Source organism: Mammaliicoccus fleurettii (assembly GCF_003970575.1).
In the GTDB taxonomy this organism is placed as follows: Bacteria; Bacillota; Bacilli; order Staphylococcales; family Staphylococcaceae; genus Mammaliicoccus; species Mammaliicoccus fleurettii.
In genome coordinates, this window is the sequence record NZ_RXWZ01000036.1 from 39034 (window position 1) to 60038 (window position 21005).

20 protein-coding genes are annotated in these 21005 nt (G+C 33.3%); 2 read left to right on the forward strand and 18 right to left on the reverse strand.

The annotated features are described in order from the left end of the window. Positions 1-19 precede the first annotated feature (19 nt). The 15 genes from CD129_RS02950 to CD129_RS03020 form a co-directional block, all read right to left on the reverse strand. Positions 20-634 (reverse strand): sigma-70 family RNA polymerase sigma factor, encoded by a 615-nt coding sequence (locus CD129_RS02950; protein WP_115337863.1) that lies wholly within the window; start codon positions 632-634, stop codon positions 20-22. Positions 635-713: 79 nt separating this feature from the next. Continuing rightward, positions 714-1232: an NYN domain-containing protein gene (locus tag CD129_RS02955; RefSeq protein ID WP_078357770.1), complete on the reverse strand. Its 519-nt coding sequence runs from the start codon at positions 1230-1232 to the stop codon at positions 714-716. Further along, entirely contained in the window at positions 1232-1978 is a 747-nt protein-coding gene (gene rlmB / locus CD129_RS02960; RefSeq protein WP_078357769.1) for a 23S rRNA (guanosine(2251)-2'-O)-methyltransferase RlmB, read from the reverse strand. Before rlmB ends, CD129_RS02955 begins: the two co-directional genes overlap by 1 nt. After that, positions 1971-2360, reverse strand: a complete 390-nt coding sequence (locus CD129_RS02965) for a Mini-ribonuclease 3 (protein ID WP_170167664.1) — start codon at positions 2358-2360, stop codon at positions 1971-1973. Before CD129_RS02965 ends, rlmB begins: the two co-directional genes overlap by 8 nt. A gap of 13 nt (positions 2361-2373) precedes the next feature. Next, positions 2374-3777, reverse strand: a complete 1404-nt coding sequence (gene cysS / locus CD129_RS02970; RefSeq protein WP_115337865.1) for a cysteine--tRNA ligase — start codon at positions 3775-3777, stop codon at positions 2374-2376. Next, entirely contained in the window at positions 3761-4402 is a 642-nt protein-coding gene (cysE, locus tag CD129_RS02975) for a serine O-acetyltransferase (RefSeq protein ID WP_078357766.1), read from the reverse strand. The genes cysS and cysE overlap by 17 nt, the downstream gene beginning before the upstream one ends. Before the next feature lie 255 nt (positions 4403-4657). Next, entirely contained in the window at positions 4658-6112 is a 1455-nt protein-coding gene (gltX, locus tag CD129_RS02980) for a glutamate--tRNA ligase (protein ID WP_078357765.1), read from the reverse strand. A 15-nt stretch (positions 6113-6127) separates the two neighbouring features. Then, the gene (gene ispF / locus CD129_RS02985) at positions 6128-6607 is read right to left on the reverse strand and encodes a 2-C-methyl-D-erythritol 2,4-cyclodiphosphate synthase (RefSeq protein ID WP_115337866.1); all 480 of its coding nucleotides are present in this window, start codon (positions 6605-6607) and stop codon (positions 6128-6130) included. Next, positions 6600-7286, reverse strand: a complete 687-nt coding sequence (gene ispD, locus CD129_RS02990; protein ID WP_115337867.1) for a 2-C-methyl-D-erythritol 4-phosphate cytidylyltransferase — start codon at positions 7284-7286, stop codon at positions 6600-6602. The genes ispF and ispD overlap by 8 nt, the downstream gene beginning before the upstream one ends. A gap of 1 nt (position 7287) precedes the next feature. Continuing rightward, on the reverse strand, positions 7288-8346 hold the full coding sequence (locus CD129_RS02995; protein WP_078357762.1) for a PIN/TRAM domain-containing protein: 1059 nt from the start codon (positions 8344-8346) through the stop codon (positions 7288-7290). Positions 8347-8368: 22 nt separating this feature from the next. Continuing rightward, entirely contained in the window at positions 8369-9739 is a 1371-nt protein-coding gene (radA, locus tag CD129_RS03000; RefSeq protein ID WP_078357761.1) for a DNA repair protein RadA, read from the reverse strand. A 153-nt stretch (positions 9740-9892) separates the two neighbouring features. Then, positions 9893-12355 carry an ATP-dependent Clp protease ATP-binding subunit gene (locus CD129_RS03005; protein WP_115337868.1) on the reverse strand — a complete coding sequence of 821 codons (2463 nt, stop codon included), beginning with the start codon at positions 12353-12355 and terminating at the stop codon, positions 9893-9895. A gap of 19 nt (positions 12356-12374) precedes the next feature. Beyond that, a complete protein-coding gene (locus CD129_RS03010) occupies positions 12375-13379 on the reverse strand; it encodes a protein arginine kinase (RefSeq protein WP_115337869.1) in 1005 nt (334 codons plus the stop codon). Then, a complete protein-coding gene (locus tag CD129_RS03015) occupies positions 13380-13916 on the reverse strand; it encodes an excinuclease ABC subunit B (RefSeq protein ID WP_078357758.1) in 537 nt (178 codons plus the stop codon). It lies immediately after the preceding gene. 14 nt (positions 13917-13930) lie between these two features. Next, positions 13931-14392 (reverse strand): CtsR family transcriptional regulator, encoded by a 462-nt coding sequence (locus tag CD129_RS03020; RefSeq protein WP_078357757.1) that lies wholly within the window; start codon positions 14390-14392, stop codon positions 13931-13933. Positions 14393-14566: 174 nt separating this feature from the next. Between CD129_RS03020 and CD129_RS03025 the strand changes: the two genes are divergently transcribed. Then, the gene (locus CD129_RS03025) at positions 14567-15787 is read left to right on the forward strand and encodes a NupC/NupG family nucleoside CNT transporter (RefSeq protein WP_078357756.1); all 1221 of its coding nucleotides are present in this window, start codon (positions 14567-14569) and stop codon (positions 15785-15787) included. 213 nt (positions 15788-16000) lie between these two features. Here the strand turns inward: CD129_RS03025 and pdxT are convergent, their stop codons facing one another. Then, complete coding sequence (pdxT, locus tag CD129_RS03030; RefSeq protein WP_078357755.1) at positions 16001-16579, reverse strand: pyridoxal 5'-phosphate synthase glutaminase subunit PdxT; 579 nt, start codon at positions 16577-16579, stop codon at positions 16001-16003. 1 nt (position 16580) lies between these two features. Then, entirely contained in the window at positions 16581-17468 is an 888-nt protein-coding gene (gene pdxS / locus CD129_RS03035) for a pyridoxal 5'-phosphate synthase lyase subunit PdxS (protein WP_078357754.1), read from the reverse strand. Between the two features lie 110 nt (positions 17469-17578). On the opposite strand from pdxS, the gene pdxR reads away from it, so the two are divergent. Continuing rightward, positions 17579-18964, forward strand: a complete 1386-nt coding sequence (gene pdxR / locus CD129_RS03040; protein ID WP_115337870.1) for a MocR-like pyridoxine biosynthesis transcription factor PdxR — start codon at positions 17579-17581, stop codon at positions 18962-18964. A gap of 287 nt (positions 18965-19251) precedes the next feature. On the opposite strand, the gene CD129_RS03045 is transcribed toward pdxR, so the two are convergent. Then, entirely contained in the window at positions 19252-20886 is a 1635-nt protein-coding gene (locus CD129_RS03045; protein WP_243832045.1) for an FUSC family protein, read from the reverse strand. Between the last annotated feature and the right edge of the window lie 119 nt (positions 20887-21005).

The following is a 21005-nucleotide window of genomic DNA, read 5'->3' on the forward strand; positions in this document are numbered from 1 at the left end:
AATATACAAAACAAAACACCTAATTGTCAAACAGAGCTGAATTAATTTCAGCTCTATTGAACTTCTTTTTTAATCGGTATTGTGCGTTATATATATGTTTCACAGGTACATCGAGTTCTTTTGAGATTTCTTTTTTCGTTCTTCCTTGCAAAGCTAATTTTACTACGCTTTCTTCCATTTTAGTTAACTTTTTTCGTTCCATTAAATATATTAGTGTACTTTCTGTTAACAGCATCTCTTCAAATGACTGAGCTTTAGTATCATAAATACGCTCTACTAAACTATACGCTTCTTTTTTATTTTCATCTATACTGAGCGACTCTGTATGCAGTTTATACTTTTCGCTTTTCATCTTACGTATATAATCAATCTTAGCATTTTTAATAATAACGTTCACACAATGCACAAAAGAATCATCTTGTTGGCAATCAAAAGTCAGTACTTGTTTATATATTTTATATCTGATAACTTGCGCGATATCTTCTTTATCTTCATGAGTTAAACTTAAAGTATTCAACCTTTTAGTAATCTCTTTTTCAAAAACGTTTAACAACTGGCTAAACACTTCTGTATTCCCTTGTTGTATAGCATGAATCCATTTTAGAAGTTGCTTATCTGTAAATATGTCATTCATGATGTTCATTCCTTATCATAGGTGTTGACCATATTTTACAGAGCGCTATACTTTTTAATCAAACTTCAAAAAATAAAGTTTATTTGTGATTTCGTCGCCATTTTTCAAATTGTTCTAATACTTCATCTGGTAAGTCCAACCTGTTTCTAGGTGTTTTTGTTTCTATTTCGGATAACCGCTTCGTAATTACAGATTCTTGGTTAGCAATCGTTGACCACATTTCTCTTGAAGAAATTCTATATGCTCCTGAACCAAAAATAGCATGTTGCTCACTCATATCACTTGTTACGACGGTTATATGTGTAATGTGCTTACGATATAGTTCGTATGTTAATTTTTCAATGTAGCTGTCCGCAGTTTCTTTACCTTTTGTGTAAACAACTTTTACGCCGTGTTTAATTTCAATAGATTCTGTACCCTCTACTCCATAAGCATCAAAAACAACAATCATTTCACCATCATGTTGTGTATTGTAATTAATAAGTGTGATTAACAGTTTATCTCTTGCTTCTTCTAAAGAAACTTGAGCAATTGAAGATAATTCGTTTGACTGTCCTATTAAATTATAGCCATCGATAATTAAATAGATATCTTTCATTACGACTGACCTATAGGGTGCCTTTTTCGGTAAACTTCATACATTAATAGACTTGCTGCAACTGATGCATTAAGGCTGTTAACATGACCAACCATTGGTAATTTAATATAAAAATCACACTTTTCTTTAACTAATCGACTCATGCCTTCACCTTCACTACCAATAACAATCAATAGCGGCATTCCAGCATCCATTTGACGATAATCTGTTGCATTCTGTGCATCCGTACCTGCAACCCAATATCCTACTTCTTGAAGACGTTCAATTGTTTGTGGCAAATTCGTAACTCGAATCACTGGAACATGTTGAATAGCTCCAGTTGATGCTTTAGCTACAGTTGCATTTAATTGAACTGACCTTCTTTTCGGTATGATAATTCCATCAATACCGATAGCATCAGCAGTTCTCATAATCGATCCTAAATTATGTGGATCTTCCAAACCATCTAACATTAATAGACAAGGTTGGTGGTCAATATCTTTCGTTTCTGAAATAAAATCTTCCAATTCCTTATAAGGATACGGTGCAATCTGTGCCGCAATACCTTGATGAGGAACATCTGTTAAATAATCAATTTTTGATTTAGGAACAGTCTGAACAACAATTTTTTCAGATTTTGCAAGTTTTAAAATCTCACCGATTTGTTTCTTATTGATGCCTTCTTGAATAAGCACTTTATTAATTGTGTGCCCTGAAGTTATCGCTTCTTTTACTGCATGTCTACCAACAATAACTGATTCATCCATTTGTACTCACCCTTTCTTCTGTAATTTCAATCATTTTATTAACTAATTCTTCTAGACGCTCTATTTCATCTATCAAAAACAAATATCCAATAACCGCTTCAATTGCCGAACTTTTTCTATAAGTTTGAATGTCGGTATTTTTAGCCTTAGTATGACTTTTCGCATTTCGACCACGTTGTATGATTTCTAACTCTTCTTCATTAAAGAATGATTCTCCTATCAATACATTAAGTACATATGCTTGTCCTTTTGCTGAAACATATTGTTTTGACAATTGATGGAGACGATTCGGCTTGCCTTTAATTTTAAGGATAATATGTTTTCTAACATAAGTGTCTAAAATAGAATCTCCCATATAAGCTAACGATAAAGGATTTAACATTTTCACTGTTAATTTATCCACGTTTAAACCTCACACCTTGTGCTGTATCTTCAAGAATAATATTTTGTTCTTTTAAAGCATCTCTAATTTCATCAGCTCTTTGGAAGTTCTTAGCTTTTCTCGCTTCATTACGTTCTTCGATTAAAGCTTCGATTTCTTCGTCTAGTAGTTCATTTTGCTCTTTACCAACTAAAGGCACGCCTAATACATCGCTGAAAATTTGATAAACTTCTTTAAAATATTGAATCGTTTGAGTTGATGTCGTATTTTCTAACAAGTATTTATTCGCCAATTTATTCAAATCATACCATGCAGTCATAGCATTAGCAGTGTTGAAATCATCATCCATATATGTTTCAAAATCTTTCAACGTTTGATTGATGCTTTCCATATATTGATTTGTTTCATCTTTATCTTGTAGTGCGAATTTTTCTCTGTCTACTAAAGATTTATAACTATTACGAATTCGCTCTAAACCTTTATTCGCTGCTTGAACAAGATCTAAATCATAGTTAATTGGACTTCTATAATGTGCACCAACCATAAAGAATCTTAATACATCAGGATCAATTTCTTTAATGATGTCATGAACTAAAATAAAGTTTCCTAATGATTTACTCATTTTTTCGTTATTTATGTTTACAAATCCATTATGCATCCAATAATTAGCAAACGTCTTATCATTATGTGCTTCAGATTGTGCTATTTCATTCTCATGATGCGGGAATTGCAAGTCTGTTCCACCAGCATGAATATCAATCGTATCACCTAAATGAACTTGAGCCATTACAGAACATTCTATATGCCACCCTGGTCTACCTGCTCCCCATGGACTATCCCATTTAATTTCACCAGGTTTAGCTTGTTTCCATAGCGTGAAATCTAATTCGTCTTCTTTTTGTTCACCTGTTTCAATTCTTGCACCAACTTTTAAATCATCTATGGATTGATGACTTAACTTACCATATCCATCAAAACGTCGTGTACGATAATATACGTCTCCGCCACTTTCATATGCATATCCTTTTTCCACAAGTACATTTATAAAAGCAATGATATCGTCCATATGATCCATAACTCTAGGGTTAGCTGTGCCTCGTTTACAGTTTAGTGCACCTGTATCTTCATAGAATGCTTCTATAAATCGATCTGCAATTTCAGGTACAGTTTCACCTAATTCATTGGCTGTCTTGATCAACTTATCATCAACATCAGTGAAGTTAGATACGTATTGAACATCATACCCACGATATTCTAAATATCTTCTTACGACATCAAATGCAACTGTCGCTCTCGCATTTCCAATATGAATGTAGTTATAAACAGTTGGGCCACACACATACATTTTTACTTTTCCTTCTTCAATGGGAATAAATTCTTCCTTTTGCCTCGTTAACGTATTATATAACGTAATCATCAACAATCTCTCCATTCTTCGTCTTTTCAAGTTGACGTTCTAATTCTTTTAATTGTTCGTATATAGGGTCTGGTAACTTCGTATGATTAAAGTTTTTACCGACTTTCAATCCATCTTGTTTAACGATTCTACCTGGTATACCAACAACTGTTGAGTAATCCGGAACATCTTTCAACACGACTGAGTTCGCTCCAATGTTCACATTACTTCCTACTTCTATGTTGCCAAGTACTTTTGCTCCTGCAGCAATTAAGACATTATCACCTATATCAGGGTGTCTCTTACCTCGCTCTTTACCTGTCCCTCCAAGTGTCACACCTTGGTATATCGTCACATTATTTCCAATGTTACATGTTTCACCTATTACAATTCCCATACCATGGTCGATAAACAATCTACTACCTATAGTTGCTCCTGGATGAATTTCTACACCAGTAAAAAAACGAGATATTTGCGATATCGATCTTGCAATAAAATACATTTTTTTCTTAAAAAACCAATTCGCGATTAAATAACTCCATATAGCATGTAGTCCTGAGTAAGTCATAACGATTTCAAATGAAGATCTTGCTGCTGGGTCTTGATCGAATACCATTTGAATATCATCTTTGACTCTTTTAAACATTTAAATCCCCCCTCAGATAACAAAAAGGCGCCTCTAACAATAATTGCTAGAGGTGCCTTTTTGCACGGTTCCACTCTTTTTAGCATTAGAAAATGCTCACTCATTTAAATATCAATATATTATGCTTGTGTAATAAAGGTGCATTCGATTATATAATGTGGCACATTTTCAGCAACCATGTACTCTCTAATTTCACATTATCCAAACTACTTGTCCTTTAAGTCATTTTTATAATAGATTCTTATTCTAAAAAAATCAAACGAAACGTTTTAATCTTGCTAGTACTTTATCTCTACCTAATAATGCAATTGTATTAGGTAACTCTGGGCCATGTGTTTGACCTGAAACAGCAACACGAATCGGCATAAATAATTGCTTACCTTTTATTCCTGTTTCTTTTTGTACTGCTTTAATAGATTTTTTTATTTCAGCTGGTTCAAATGGCTCTAAAGTTTCAAGTTGTTTTGCAAGCTCAGCCATTACAGTTGGTACTTGTTCACCATCTAAGACTTCTTGCGCTTCCTCTGTGAAATCAAGATGTTCTCTGAAGAATAGTTCAGATAACGGAACAATTTCACCTGCATAGCTCATTTGTTGTTGATATAAACCTACTAAATCTCTTGCCCAAGTTAATTCAGCTTCTGAAGGACTTTCTGATAACATACCAGCTTTAACCATATGTGGAATTGTCATTTCGAATACTGTTTCAGAATCTTTTTCTTTCATGTATTGGTTATTAATCCATTCTAATTTTTTCTTATCAAAGAATGCAGGTGATTTAGAAAGACGTTTTTCGTCGAATATTTTAATAAATTCTTCTTTAGAGAAGATTTCTTCTTCACCTTCTGGAGACCATCCTAATAATCCAATAAAGTTAAAGATTGCTTCAGGTAAATAACCTAAATCTTTATATTGTTCAATAAACTGTAGAATTTGTCCATCACGTTTACTTAATTTTTTGCGGTCTTCATTAACGATTAACGTCATGTGTGCAAATTTTGGTGGTGCAAAGCCTAACGCTTCATATATCATAAGCTGTTTAGGTGTATTTGAAATATGATCATCACCACGAATAACGTGAGAAATTTCCATATAATAATCATCAATTGCAACAGCAAAGTTGTAAGTTGGTATACCATCTTTTTTAACGATTACCCAGTCACCAATACCATTTGAGTCAAAAGCAACTTCGCCTTTAACGATATCATCAAATTTGTATTCAGTATTTTGTGGTACTCTGAAACGAATACTTGGTTGTCTGCCTTCAGCTTCAAATGCTTCTTGTTCTTCTTTAGTTAAATGTGCGTGTTTCCCACCATATCGAGGCATTTCTCCTCTAGCGATTTGTTCTTCACGTTCAGCTTCTAATTCTTCTGAAGTCATATAACATTTATAAGCTTTATCTTCAGCTAATAGTTGCTCTATCAGTGGTTTATATATGTGCCCGCGTTCTGATTGACGATATGGACCGTATCCTCCATCTTTATCAACAGATTCATCCCAACCTAAACCTAACCATTCAAGATTAGAAAATTGTGACGCTTCTCCGTCTTCTAAATTTCTGGCTATGTCTGTATCTTCAATACGTATAACAAAGTCCCCATCATAATGTTTAGCAAATAAATAGTTAAATAATGCGGTTCTTGCGTTACCGATGTGTAAGTAACCAGTCGGACTTGGCGCGTATCTTACTCTTACTTTGTTACTCATCGTCTCACTCCTGTTTTATTCTTTACTTGTTAATAATACCACAGCTTGCGCTTGTATGCCTTCTTCTCTTCCTAGAAATCCTAATTTTTCATTAGTAGTCGCTTTCACATTTACATCTTCAATAGCCACTTCAAATATTGAAGCAATGACATCTCGCATTCTATCAATGTGGGGTCTAAATTTTGGTTGTTCAGCTATAATTGTAGCATCTACATTTCCAAGTTTATATCCCTTTTTCAAAACTTGTTTATAAGCTTCTCTTAATAACAACTTTGAATCTGCATTTTTAAATGTTGGATCGGTATCAGGGAACAGTTTACCTATATCACCAAGACTTGCAGCACCGAGAATAGCATCCGTAATTGCATGAAGCAATACATCAGCATCACTATGTCCCTTTAATCCATGCGAATGTTCTAATTCAATACCACCTATAATAAGCGGACGTGTTTGGTCAAATTCATGAACATCGTAACCATAACCTATTCTATACATCACAAATACCTCGTCTTTCTAATATTGAATCTGCAATTATCAAGTCTTCGTGAGTTGTAATTTTGATATTATCGTAATCACCATTTGTAATATGTACTTTATAACCTGCTCTCTCCACCAATGAAGCATCATCAGTACCTACAAAATCATGTTCTTTAGCTAAATTATATGCTTTTAAAATGACATGCCTACTGAATGACTGCGGCGTTTGTACTTGCCACAAAGTCGATCGATCATATGTTTCTTCTACAACACCATCGATCACTTTCTTTATTGTGTCTTTAGCTTGTACAGCTAAAATAACAGCATTATTTTTTAAAGTTTCTTGATAAAGCTGCTTAACTTTCTCTTGTGTAATAAATGGTCGTGCACCATCATGAACCATAACCACTTCTGTATCGATTAACACTTTCAATACTTCATTGATGCTATGCTGTCTTTCTTTACCACCAGGGATAACACCAGCAACTTTATTAAAGTCTTTCAAATGTTCTTCAATTAAATGAACTTCTTCTGGATGTGCGGCGATAAAAATTTGTTCACATTCCTCTATTTCTTGGAAAACTGAAACCGTTCTTCTAATAATTGTTTCTCCATTGATTTCTAGGAATAATTTATTTATCTCAGCTCCCATTCTTTTACCTTGTCCAGCAGCTGGTATAATCGTTGTAAATCCCAAATTATGACACCTTCTTCGCAAATATGATTCTACCCGAGGAAGTTTGTAATAAACTCATCACTTCTACAGCAATTGTTTTGCCAATATATTCTCTACCTTTTTCAATGACAACCATTGTGCCATCATCTAAATACCCAACACCTTGATCATCTTCTTTACCGATTTTCGTAATCAATAAATCGAAGATATCTCCTTGATGTATGACTGGTTTAATAGCTTCAGACAAATCGTTAACATTAAGCACTTTTATACCTTGCACAGCACAGACTTTATTTAAATTATAATCTGTTGTAATAATACTAGCTTGATAACGTTTAGCCAAAGTAATTAATAAAGCATCAACATCTTTATGTGTTGAAGTCGGTTCAATAATTGAAATTGAGAAATCCGTCTCTTTAAGTGCATTTAGAATATCTAATCCACGTTGTCCTTTATCTCGCTTAACACTATCTTTAGCGTCAGCAATTACTTGCAATTCTTCAATAACGCCTTGTGGAACAAGTATTTCGCCATCTATGAAATGACATTTTACAACATCTAAAATACGACCATCAATAATAGCACTTGTGTCTAAAATTTTTGCATATCTTGAAGTTGTTTGTCGCGTTAATGAATTTGATATACTTTCTGGAAATAATCGCAGTATCTCTTCACGTTTTTGCAATCCAATCTGAAAACCTAAATAACATAAAAAAGCAGCAATAATTATTGGTAAAATATGTTTCAAGACTGGTGCACCAATCATTTCTAATATGAATGAAACCATAACCGCAATCATTAAACCAATCATGACACCAACAGTAGCGAAAAATATTTCAAGAATACTCCTTTTTAATAAATACTTTTCTCCTTGATCGGCCATGTATACTATTTTGTCTATTAAAAATCCAAACAATAAGAAAACAGCGACTGCTCCAATTAAGCCATCAATGTATGGATTAGTTAATACTTGTTCAGGTTGAATACTAAACGCATTAATCAGTTCTGGAATTACCATGATACCAAGTGAGGAACCTATGACTAAGTAACATAATATAATTAATCCCTTTAAAATTTTCATACGGTAACCTCCTTATGGTTAATTATGCATTAAAAGCAATTTTCAATGCTTCTCTTGTAGTTGATACACCAATTACTTCAGTGCCTTCAGGAAATTCTAAACCTTTGATATTATTTTTCGGTATTATAATGCGTTTAAATCCTAATTTAGCCGCTTCTTGTACCCTTTGATCAATTCTTGCGACTCTTCTCACTTCACCAGTCAAACCGACTTCACCTACGAAACAATCGTCTCCTTTTGTTGGCTTGTCTTGGAAACTTGATGCTATCGCTATTATAATACTTAAGTCTACTGCAGGCTCACTTAGCTTTACGCCTCCAGCAATTTTAATATATGCGTCTTGTTGTTGTAATAAAAAATTCTCTTTCTTTTCAAGTACTGCCATTAATAAACTTAATCTATTATGATCTATGCCAGTAGCCATTCTTCTAGGATTATGAAATGTTGTAGGCGTGACAAGTGCTTGCACCTCAACTAATATAGGTCGCGTACCTTCCATTGTAGCAACAATCGTTGAACCTGATACGTGTTTCGTTCTTTCTTCTAAAAACATTTCTGAAGGGTTTGTTACTTCATTCAGACCAGTTTGTTTCATTTCAAAAATACCCATTTCGTTTGTTGAGCCAAAACGGTTTTTAACTGCTCTTAATATACGATATGCATGATGCGTATCACCTTCAAAGTATAAAACTGTATCAACCATATGTTCCAATAATCTTGGACCAGCTATTTGTCCATCTTTAGTTACATGTCCAACTATAAATGTTGCGATATTCATCTGTTTAGCAATATGCATTAAATTCTGTGTACATTCTCTAACTTGAGATACCGAACCTGGCGCTGAAGTTACTTCAGGATGATAAACTGTTTGAATAGAATCAATAATCAATAAGTCTGGTTTTACTTTTTGAACCATACTATGTATAATCTCTAAATTCGTTTCAGCATAAACATTTAATTCACCTGAATCTTCTACTAAACGTTCTGCTCTTAATTTAGTCTGTCTTACAGATTCTTCACCTGACACATATAGTACATTTTTTTGTTGAGATAATGCAGCACTAATTTGTAATAGTAATGTAGATTTCCCAATCCCAGGGTCACCACCTATTAATACAAGCGAACCTTCTACGACACCTCCACCTAATACACGATTAAATTCATTAATTTTAGTCTTTATTCTAGGTGTGTTTTCTTCTTTAACATCTTTTAATTTTTCTATTTTCTGAGCCGGAACATCTGACTTAAATGTATTTTTAGGTCCTTTAGTTTCTTTATGTTCTATAGATTCTTCCATTTGATTCCATGTCCCACAATTTGGACATTTCCCCATCCATTTAGGAGATTGATATCCGCAGGCTAAACATTCAAATACTACTTTCTTTTTTGCCATCCATGTTACCTCCGTATTAATTGAATAGTTATATTTTAAACTTGACTGACTGTAAAAACAAATTAATATACTTTCAAACAAATTTAAAAGTCCGCAAACTATTGATATTAATAGTCTGCGGACTCATTATAATATTAAAATTATATTTTAATATTATGCTTTAGAAGTTTCTTCTTTTGCTTCATTTTCTTTATGGTCTGATAAATCAAATTTGAATTCGTCATCTCTATAATCCACAAGAACATCTTTACCAACTAAGTCTTGACCAGATAAAATCAACTCACTCAAGTTATCTTCGACATTTTTCTGAATAGCACGAGTTAATGGTCTCGCACCATATTCAGGGTCAAATCCTTCATCAGCAATTTTATCTTGTGCTGAATCTGAAAGTGTAATGTGAATACCTTGTTCAGATAAGCGTTTAGTTAAGTTACCTGCCATCTTAGCAACAATTTCTTTAAGATGTGATTTTTCTAGTTTGTGGAATACAATGATATCATCCACACGGTTTAAGAATTCTGGTCTGAATTGTTGTTTCAATTCATCCATCATTGTTTTTCTAATTGTTTCATAATCACGACCACTTTCTTTTGCACCAAATCCTACAAATTTAGCATTTTGTAGTTCTTGAGCACCAACGTTTGAAGTCATGATAATAACAGTATTTCTAAAGTCTACTTTACGACCTTTAGAGTCAGTTAAGTGACCGTCATCCAACACTTGTAATAAGATATTAAATACATCTGGATGAGCTTTTTCAATTTCATCAAATAATATCACTGAGTAAGGTTTACGTCTTACATTTTCAGTTAATTGGCCACCATCATCATGTCCAACATAACCCGGAGGAGAACCTACTAATCGACTGACAGAGTGTTTCTCCATAAACTCACTCATATCAACTCTTATCATTGCATCTTCTTCGCCAAACATTGCATCTGCTAATGTGCGGGCAAGTTCAGTTTTACCTACACCTGTTGGGCCTAAGAATATAAAGCTACCAATAGGTCTCTTAGGATCTTTCAATCCAGCTCTTGCACGTCTTACTGCTTTAGAAATAGATTCGACTGCATCATTTTGACCAATTACACGTCCATGAAGTATAGACTCCAAGTTTAATAATCGTTCTGATTCAGTTTCATTCAATTTCGTAATTGGAACACCTGTCCAGTTTGCTACTACTACAGCAATGTCTTCAGCAGTTACACAAGTGTTTTTCTCACCTTGTGCTTTTTTCCATTCGTTTTTCGTATCTTCTAACTGTTTTTCAAGTTTAGTTTGTTTATCTCTTAAGTTAGCAGCATTTTCAAACTCTTGAGAATGTACAGCTGCATCTTTTTCTTTCTTAACTGTTTCTAATTCTGACTCAAGTTCTTTAAGACTTGGTGGTGTCGTATAATTTCTAAGTCTCACTTTAGAACTTGCTTCATCAATTAAATCGATTGCTTTGTCTGGTAAAAATCTATCAGAAATATATCTATCACTCATATTAACAGCCGCTTCAATTGCTTCATCTGAAATATTGATACGGTGATGAGCTTCATAGCGATCTCTTAGACCTTTTAAGATTGAAATTGAATCCTCAGTATTTGGCTCATCAACTTTAACTGGTTGGAAACGTCTTTCTAACGCTGCGTCTTTTTCAATATATTTACGATACTCATCTAAAGTTGTAGCACCTATACATTGAAGTTCACCACGTGCTAATGCAGGTTTCAAGATATTCGATGCATCAATAGCACCTTCTGCACCACCAGCACCAATAAGTGTGTGTAACTCATCAATGAATAACACGATGTTACCAGCTTGATGAATTTCTTCCATTACTTTTTTCAATCTTTCTTCAAATTCACCACGATATTTAGTACCTGCAACTACTGTACCCATATCAAGTGACATTACTCTTTTACCTTTTAATGTTTCAGGCACTTCATTTTGTACGATAGCTTGTGCTAAACCTTCAACAATTGCTGTCTTACCTACACCAGGTTCCCCAATTAGGACTGGATTGTTCTTCGTTCTTCTACTTAACACTTCTATCACTCTTGTTATTTCGTCTGAACGTCCAATAACTGGGTCTAAAGTGCCATCTTCAGCAATAACTGTTAAATCTCTTGCTAAACTATCTAAAGTAGGTGTTGCTTGGTTTTTAGTCGTTTGTGCATTTTTAGATCCTTGCTCTGGACTACCTAAAGATTTTACAACTTGTGCTCTTGCTTTTGTGATATTCAAGTCTAAGTTAGCAAATACACGAGCTGCAACACCTTCATTTTCACGAATAAGTCCTAATAAAAGATGTTCTGTTCCTACAAATGTATGATTAAGCTTTCTTGCTTCATCCATAGACAATTCGATTACTTTTTTAGCTCTAGGTGTATAATGAATAGCACCTACTTGCTCTTGTCCTTGACCAATTAAATTTTCAACTTCTTTAGTTACTTTTTCTTCAGTAATTCCAAATGCATCTAATACTTTAGCTGCAATGCCTTCTGGTTCTTTCATTAAGCCTAATAATAAATGTTCTGTTCCTATATTTGAATGATTCAATCTCATTGCTTCTTCTTGTGCATGTGCTAATACGCGTTGTGCACGTTCTGTTAATCTACCAAATAGCATAAACTAACCTCCTATTTTTTTATATGTGTTCTCTTAAAAAGGTTGCTCGCTTTTCATCTATTGATTGTTTCGAGTCTTCACCTTCAAAGAATGGTGTTTGTATTGTAACCATTAAATTATCAAAATTAAAGTTATTGCTCTCGATATGACCTAAATCGATACCAAGTTTCATTTCACTTAACCTAAGTGATGCTTCTTCAACAGATATTAACCGAGCTGACTTTAAGATACCTTTGGCACGATGTACTCTATCTTTCGTTTCCATATAGTTAAATCTATCAAGTCTTTGTCGAATTTGTTCTTCCTCGCTAATAATCTGTTCAACAATTTGTGTTAAATCTTCAATGATTTCTTCCTCAGTCTTACCAAGTGTTAATTGATTTGATATTTGATATACATGACCTAAGGCACCAGTTCCTTCTCCATATATACCCCTAATTGTATAACCAAATCGATTTATTGCTTGGCCAATTCTTTTCATACGTTTCATAATGCTGAGTCCTGGTAAATGCAACATTACACTTGCTCTTAAGCCTGTCCCAATGTTAGTTGGACATGTTGTTAAGAATCCATGTTGCTCATCATATGAAATAGTTAAATGTTTGTCTAACTCATCATCTAATTTAGATGCTGTGTCATAAAGCTCATTTAACACAAGATTATTGCCCATTACTTGTATCCTTACATGGTCTTCTTCATTAATCATGACACTTGTTGATTCATCTTCATTTAATAATACTGCACCAAATTTCTGTTTCATAAGTGCTGGGCTAATTAAATGCTTAAATACTAACTTACTTTGCTCAAGTTCACTTAAATCAGATAACTTTGTAAGTTTTAAATTTGATAATGCCTTACTAACTTTATCAATTACATGATTTCCTGTTTCGTCATCTTCATATTTGAGCGGATGAACTTCGTCTTGAAGGTTTCGAGCAAGTCTTATTCTGGAACTCATTACAATTGGCGTATCGTCTGTACCTTTCATCCAATCGCTAATATGTTCATTAACATGTTCTTCCATCTACTTGACCTCACCTTCTGCTTTCAAAGCTTTAATTTCATCTCTCACAATAGCAGCATCTTCAAAAGCTTGTTCTTCAATTAGACCTTGTAAGATTTTTTCTTTTTCAGCTATTTGTTGCTTAAGTTGAATTTTACTTCTTGATGAAACAGGTATTTTACCTGTATGTTCACCACTTCCTGCTTGAACTCTTCTAATAATTTGAGGTACATCATCTTTAAATGTTTCATAACAGTCATGACAACCGAACTTACCTACTTTAGCAATATCAGTTAACGTCATACCACAAGTAGGACAGTGCTTTTCTTCTTGTGGTTGAACTTGTTTAAAGTTAATACCGTGCTTCCCTACAAGATATTGTAAAAATTGATTCACTACAAATTCCTGATCTAAATTTTGGTCATTCATTTGATCATCTTGGAAATAAAAATGTTCTGAAGCACAGTTTTTACAAATCCACTGTTCAGTTTTATGTTTCTTACCAGCCGATGTTAATTGAATTGTTGCTTCTTCTTTACCACAAATTTCACAAAGCATACTGTCACTCCTTTTTAACTATAATGTATAACGGCAAGTATACGTTTCAATATATTTGCTCGAATGATGTCTCTATATGGTATTTCTATTTGTAATGTATCTCTATGAAGCGTTTGAACAATCATTTTTTTCTCTCTATCCGTAATTAAGTCATTTTGAAATAATCCGTCAACGATTCTAAATGCATTTGCTTGTGATATTTGATCACCTGTCAAATCTATTAAATGTCTAATAAATGCTGATTGATTATTCGTCTCGACTTTTGAAATACGAATATAACCTCCACCGCCTCTTTTACTTTCAATAGCGTAACCGTGCTCATTAGTAAATCTTGTTTTTATAACATAGTTTAACTGGGAAGGCACACAATCAAACTTTTCAGCAATATGCGCACGTTTTATTTCAACGACATCACCTTGAGCCTCTTCCAGCAATTGCTTTAAGTATTGCTCAATGATATCCGACATATTGTGCATTAATCATCACCTCTTTTGACCTTCTTTGACTATATTATATGTTTTGTACTTTATTATTTCAATTAATTTGTTTCTCTAAAAATATTCAAAAAAATATACCGCTTTCAAAAGAAATGAGTTATCATGTAAAGTAGGTTATCAAAGAGAGAATTTCAGGGGAAAGGTGTGTCAATTATGCATTATATTATCGGGATTATCGGTATCTTATTATTCCTATTTCTAGCATGGATAGTAAGTTCAGATAAAATGCGTGTCAGATGGCAGTATATAGGATTAATGATTGTAATCCAGTTTATATTTGCTTTCTTATTATTAAAAACAACAGGTGGATTAACTATCATAGGTGGCATTTCGAATGGATTTAGTTATATCATAGCAAAAGCTATGGAAGGGATAAATTTTGTGTTTGACGGTATGGCAAATATTGATCCAAAGTCCGACAAACCTGTTTCAGTTTATTTCCTTAATGTATTGATGCCAATCGTATTTGTTTCAGCACTTATTGGTATCTTACAATATATTAAAGTATTACCGCTTATCATTAAATATTTAGGATTAGTTATTTCTAAAATAAATGGTATGGGAAAATTAGAATCATATAATGCAGTTGCATCTGCGATTTTAGGTCAATCAGAAGTGTTTATTTCAATTAAGAAACAACTTCCTTTAATTCCTAAACATCGTATGTACACATTAACTGCTTCAGCTATGTCAACAGTTTCTGCATCCATTATCGGAGCGTACTTTACAATGGTTGAACCAAGATATGTTGTAACAGCAATTGTATTAAACTTATTTGGTGGATTTATTATGGCTTCAATCATTAATCCATATACAGTAGATCCTAAAGAAGATGACATTATGATTCAAGAATCAGAAGAAAAACAGTCATTCTTCGAAATGTTAGGAGAATATATTTTAGACGGTTTCAAAGTAGCTGTTATCGTTGCAGCTATGTTAATCGGTTATGTAGCATTAATTGGTCTTTTAAATGGTGTTACATCTAATATCTTCTCATTTGTTTCTGGTGGTTCAGTTTCTTGGGACTTCCAAACTTTAATTGGATTTGTATTTGCACCATTTGCTTTCTTAGCAGGTATTCCATGGGCAGATGCTGTACAATCTGGTAGTATCATGGCAACAAAAGTTCTTTCAAACGAATTCGTAGCAATGGGTATTTTACCTGAGGCAGATATTTCTGAAAGAGCAAATGGTATCATTTCTGTATTCTTAGTTTCATTCGCAAACTTTGGATCAATTGGTATCATCGCTGGTGCTGTAAAATCATTAAATGATAAACAAGGGGATAACGTTGCACGCTTTGGTATAAAATTATTATACGGTGCTACGCTTGTATCATTCTTATCAGCAACAATCGCTGGATTCTTCTTATAATAAAGTAAGGGTGTTGGGTCATAAATCCCAACACAAAATAAATAAGCATATCACTGAACTGATTTTTTAAAGTTTACAGTGATATGCTTATTTTTTTATGGAGTTTACGATTTTGTTCGTGCATGCTTGCCTAGGGGTATGGTTCGAAGACTACAGGCTGAGAACATGCCCGCGGAAAGCGTGCGCAAAAAAAATGCCAAAATGATTTTTATTTTAATGTGGTTGTTTTACTTGATACTGTTCAACAATTTCTTCTATGAAATATTTCATAATCTTATAATCATCTGTAAGTTCTGGGTGGAAAGATATACCTAAGTATTGATTTTGTCTGACGGCTACAATTCTATCTTCAACTGTAGATAATACTTCTACTCCTTCACGAGCTGATTGTATATGAGGAGCACGTATAAATACAGCATTAACCGCTTCTTCTATACCTTCTACATCTAATTTCTGTTCAAAGCTATCCACCTGTCTACCAAAGGAATTTCTTTCAACAACTACATTTAATTTATTCAAATGACTTTCCTGACCTACTACTTCCTTCGCTAACAGTATAAGTCCTGCACATGTACCATACATTGGTAAGTCACTATTCCTGAGTGTTTCAGTGAAATGATATAAATCCATTAATCTTCGCATAGTCGTTGATTCTCCACCTGGTAATACAAGACCATCTATTTCATTTAATTGGTTTACAGTCTTAATTATAATACCTTCATGTCCAGCTTGTTCTATATGCTTAATATGCTCTCTTACTGCACCTTGTAAGCCTAAAACACCTATTCTCATATTACCATCCACGCTCTTGCATACGTTCTTCTAATGATAATTGATTGATATCTAAACCTTTCATAGCTGGCCCTAATTCTTTTGATAGTTCAGCAATCAATTTATAATCTTGATAATGTGTAGTTGCTTGAACGATAGCTTTTGCAAATTTTTCAGGTGCTTCTGATTTAAAAATACCTGAACCTACGAATACACCATCAGCTCCAAGCTCCATCATTAATGCCGCATCAGCTGGTGTTGCAACGCCTCCTGCAGCAAAGTTTACAACTGGTAGACGACCTAAGTCTTTAATTTCTTTTAAGATTTCATATGGTGCACCAATATTTTTCGCTTCAGTCATAATCTCATCATCACTCATGACCACTAATTTGCGCACTTCAGATTTAACTTGTCTCATATGACGAACAGCTTCTACAATATTACCTGTACCCGGTTCACCTTTCGTACGTAACATTGCTGCACCTTCACCAATTCTACGAGCAGCTTCACCTAAGTTACGGCAACCACATACAAATGGTACTGTAAAATCATCTTTTTTTAAGTGATACTCTTCGTCAGCAGGTGTTAACACTTCTGACTCATCTATGTAATCCACGCCCATTGATTCTAGAACGCGTGCTTCTGTTATATGACCGATTCTACCTTTTGCCATAACGGGAATTGAAACTGCATTCATTACTTCTTCTACTATACGTGGATCAGCCATTCTTGCTACGCCACCAGCAGCTCTAATATCAGATGGAACTCGTTCTAATGCCATTACAGCAACAGCACCAGCTTCTTCAGCTAATTTAGCTTGTTCAGCGTTCACCACATCCATGATCACGCCACCTTTTTGCATTTCTGCCATACCTCTTTTAACTTTATCTGAACCAGTAATCTTTGACATCTTAAAAATTCCTCCTTTTAAATCGCTTATTAGTAGGTTATACTAAATTCTGAACTGGTAAAAGAGTCAGATTTATCAAAAAATCAGTGGTCAGATTTGAGGTTAACAAAATGGAAATGCTTATGTTTAATATTAATAGAAATATTTCTCTTCCAATTTACCAACAACTTTATGAAAATATTAAACAAAATATCATAAATGATGTGATGAGACGTGATGAAAAACTACCTTCAAAAAGACAACTAAGTAACTATTTGTCTGTTAGTCAAACAACCATTGAACATGCATATCAACTTCTAAGCGATGAAGGTTATATTTACAGTAAAAATCGATCAGGCTATTATATAAATGATATTGTAAACTTGCCTGTAACTTATAAATCTAAAGTCCCTGACGAAAACGTGCAAGATGAAATAAGCTATCAATATAGTTTTAAACTAGGTGCAATAGATAAAGTGCACTTTCCAAATGATCTTTTTAGAAAATATGCGAAAGAAGCATTCGATGAACAACAAATTCATCTTTTAGACAGTGGTCATAAACAAGGAGATATTAATTTAAGAAAAGAAATTGGGCATTATATATTCCATAGTCGAGGTGTAAATTGTTCACCACAACAAATTATTGTAGGGTCATCTACCGAGCAATTATTATCTATCATCACTGATATTATTTCAGACTCTAAATATATGATAGAAGATCCTCTCTATAAACAAGTAAGAAATTTGCTTAAAAGAAAACACGTTCCATTTGAATTTATACCTGTTACTGAGAATGGAATAGATATAGAACAAATTAAGAAGATCGATTATGATGTTGTCTACATTACACCAAGTCACCAATTTCCAACTGGTGTGATAATGGATTTAAAAAGACGAACACAACTCATAAAATGGGCGTCAGAGAAATCCAATCGATACATAATTGAAGATGACTATGACTCAGAATTCAGATATAGTGGAAGACCCATACCAGCACTTCAAAGTTTAGATAATTCAGACAGTGTAATTTATGTTAGTACTTTCTCTAAATCAATCACACCTTCTTTACGTGTAGCATATGCCGTTCTTCCTAAAAGTTTGATATCAGTATATCAAAAGAAAACGAATATAGAAGGTGGTACTGTACCAAGACATATTCAATATATATTAAGTAAGTTTATGAACGAAGGACACTTTGAGAGACATCTTAATCGCATGAGGAAAATATATAGAAATAAAAGAGACATTATTTTGGAAGAACTGAGACAACATCCAGAAACTTTTGTTATCTCAGGAGAGATGACCGGCATGCATTTTATTTTAACTGTCATAAATGGATTAACATTAGAAGAATGTATCAATAAAACAAAAGACTTTGATATAGATATCAAACCCCTCTCTCACTATCATTTCAAAAAAACAGATAACACACCGAACTTTGTATTAGGTTTCGGAGGCATAAATATCGAGGATGCAAAAGATCATATTAATGCATTAATCACTTGTTTAACGTAAATTAAGAGGATGGGACAAATTAATTGTCTCATCCTCTTATGATTTATCGCTACTTAAACTTTGTAATTTCATTAGTTCAGCTCGAATACTAGTGAATTCCTTTAAATATGGCAATTCAATTGGTTTATAACTTGTATCAAATAATACCTTTTTACATATGTTTTCATAAGTAGTTAAGTAAAGTCCTATATCTCTATCTGATAAAGTACTAATATTACCGTGCTCAAATGCTCTTTCTAATGTAAATGCTAATTGTTCTACAGTAAATATGATTGGATATACATATTCTATTTTTTTATGTCGTTATCCATTTCATTTAAAGCAGCTTGATACATCGCTTTAGTATTCATGATTTCTGTATGCATTTCTGTAATAATCGTTGAACCTACAATATTATCATGATATTTATTTGATGAAAATAGAGTGTGTAATATATCTGCTTGTAATCTTAAAGTGTTATTTATTGATTTAGGTAATTTTTTAGAAGCATGATTTCTTCCTACTATTAATACACCTATTAAACCTATAGCTGACCCGATAATAACATCTGTAATTCTTGGGACAACTAAATACGTATCAAATTGATTTGTTATTGCTGCTGACATTAATAGTACATTTGGTGTAATGAACATTATAGCGAACGTATAATTAAATGCGATTAACAATTCAGCTGTGGCCATTAATATTGTCATTAATATAACGATTGTCCATGCATTTGGTTCAAAGGCTAAGATTATAACTGCACCAAGCATTCCTAAAATTGTACCTACAGTTCTTTGAAGTGCTCTTTGTATAGTTGATAAAGAAGATGACCCTAACAACACTGAACAACAAGAAATTGGTATCCAATAAGCTCTTTCAAAGCCTAAACCAAATGCTATGATTACTGAAGTAAATAGTATAATGCCGTATTGCATTGATGACATAAGTACTAGAGAATCTTTAGATAAATTTTCTTGAATAATTCTTGAATACATAGGTTTTTTATAATTAATTTGTTTATCTATCTGCAAATCAGATTCGTTTAGCATCTTAACTGTATTATTTATCAAATCAGCCAACTCACTTAAGTAAACGTCATCTCCATCATAAACAATTGAGCTGTATTCCAATGTATTCTTTCCTTCAATTCTGTTACAAATGTATTCTAAAGATTCGCTTATTTCAACCGGCAAAACCTCATAACCTTTAGATGATAATTCTAAACAACTAGACCACATTGCTTCAGCTCTACCTTTTAACTGCAACAAGCGATTATAGTCTTTATTTTTATTCCAAAACGCATTAGCTGTTGTTAATGTATTAGTTGCGTAATGTATAGAACTCAATGTGTCACTTCGAGCATCATCAAATGTCTTACCATTAAAATTTTTAGTTAAATATGCTAGATTTTTATAAATATTTAATACACTTTCTATTTCAGGCTTCTTATGATTAAAAATAGCATCAACTATAATAACTAGAGTACTTACAAGTCCCCCACATAATACAAGTAAACCTCTATTAAGAAAATCTTCTGGCATAATAGGCATAATTGAAGCAACACTATATGTCAAAACAAAGAACACTGAAGATGGTCCTGGTATTTGAAATGCTTTTAAAATAAAGTGAGCAATCATACCAATTAAGCCTAAAATTAATGCATATAAAAACGGAATAGTAATAGTTAATGTACCTAACATTAAACAAACACTTAACATAATCGAAACAACAATAACTTTTCTTATTCTAGAGGGATAAGAACCATTAAATACATAAATATTACTAAAGGATCCTAACACTGCTGTTAGACCAAGATCAAATCTCCCAAAAAGCACACTGCTTGCTAAAATAATAAACACAATAATAGCTTGCAAAATGGCTTTTTTGGTTCCTAATTTCTTCTTATCTACTTTAAACATAACTTCAAAATACTTTTTCATTTTATTATCTCCCTCCTAGAATTTTTAAACAAAAAAAAGAGACCTAACAGGTCTCGAGTGCGGCTCATCGCATCCATTTATAAATATTTGCCCGGCAACGTCCTACTCTCGCGGAACGT

Bases quoted from the DNA above. Each gene is read 5' to 3' on its own strand.
- CD129_RS02950 (WP_115337863.1), bottom strand. From the start codon at position 634: ATGAATGACATATTTACAGATAAGCAACTTCTAAAATGGATTCATGCT.
- CD129_RS02955 (WP_078357770.1), bottom strand. From the start codon at position 1,232: ATGAAAGATATCTATTTAATTATCGATGGCTATAATTTAATAGGACAG.
- rlmB (WP_078357769.1), bottom strand. From the start codon at position 1,978: ATGGATGAATCAGTTATTGTTGGTAGACATGCAGTAAAAGAAGCGATA.
- CD129_RS02965 (WP_170167664.1), bottom strand. From the start codon at position 2,360: ATGTTAAATCCTTTATCGTTAGCTTATATGGGAGATTCTATTTTAGAC.
- cysS (WP_115337865.1), bottom strand. From the start codon at position 3,777: ATGATTACGTTATATAATACGTTAACGAGGCAAAAGGAAGAATTTATT.
- cysE (WP_078357766.1), bottom strand. From the start codon at position 4,402: ATGTTTAAAAGAGTCAAAGATGATATTCAAATGGTATTCGATCAAGAC.
- gltX (WP_078357765.1), bottom strand. From the start codon at position 6,112: ATGAGTAACAAAGTAAGAGTAAGATACGCGCCAAGTCCGACTGGTTAC.
- ispF (WP_115337866.1), bottom strand. From the start codon at position 6,607: ATGTATAGAATAGGTTATGGTTACGATGTTCATGAATTTGACCAAACA.
- CD129_RS02995 (WP_078357762.1), bottom strand. From the start codon at position 8,346: ATGAAAATTTTAAAGGGATTAATTATATTATGTTACTTAGTCATAGGT.
- radA (WP_078357761.1), bottom strand. From the start codon at position 9,739: ATGGCAAAAAAGAAAGTAGTATTTGAATGTTTAGCCTGCGGATATCAA.
- CD129_RS03005 (WP_115337868.1), bottom strand. From the start codon at position 12,355: ATGCTATTTGGTAGATTAACAGAACGTGCACAACGCGTATTAGCACAT.
- CD129_RS03010 (WP_115337869.1), bottom strand. From the start codon at position 13,379: ATGGAAGAACATGTTAATGAACATATTAGCGATTGGATGAAAGGTACA.
- CD129_RS03015 (WP_078357758.1), bottom strand. From the start codon at position 13,916: ATGCTTTGTGAAATTTGTGGTAAAGAAGAAGCAACAATTCAATTAACA.
- CD129_RS03020 (WP_078357757.1), bottom strand. From the start codon at position 14,392: ATGCACAATATGTCGGATATCATTGAGCAATACTTAAAGCAATTGCTG.
- CD129_RS03025 (WP_078357756.1), top strand. From the start codon at position 14,567: ATGCATTATATTATCGGGATTATCGGTATCTTATTATTCCTATTTCTA.
- pdxT (WP_078357755.1), bottom strand. From the start codon at position 16,579: ATGAGAATAGGTGTTTTAGGCTTACAAGGTGCAGTAAGAGAGCATATT.
- pdxS (WP_078357754.1), bottom strand. From the start codon at position 17,468: ATGTCAAAGATTACTGGTTCAGATAAAGTTAAAAGAGGTATGGCAGAA.
- pdxR (WP_115337870.1), top strand. From the start codon at position 17,579: ATGGAAATGCTTATGTTTAATATTAATAGAAATATTTCTCTTCCAATT.
- CD129_RS03045 (WP_243832045.1), bottom strand. From the start codon at position 20,886: ATGAAAAAGTATTTTGAAGTTATGTTTAAAGTAGATAAGAAGAAATTA.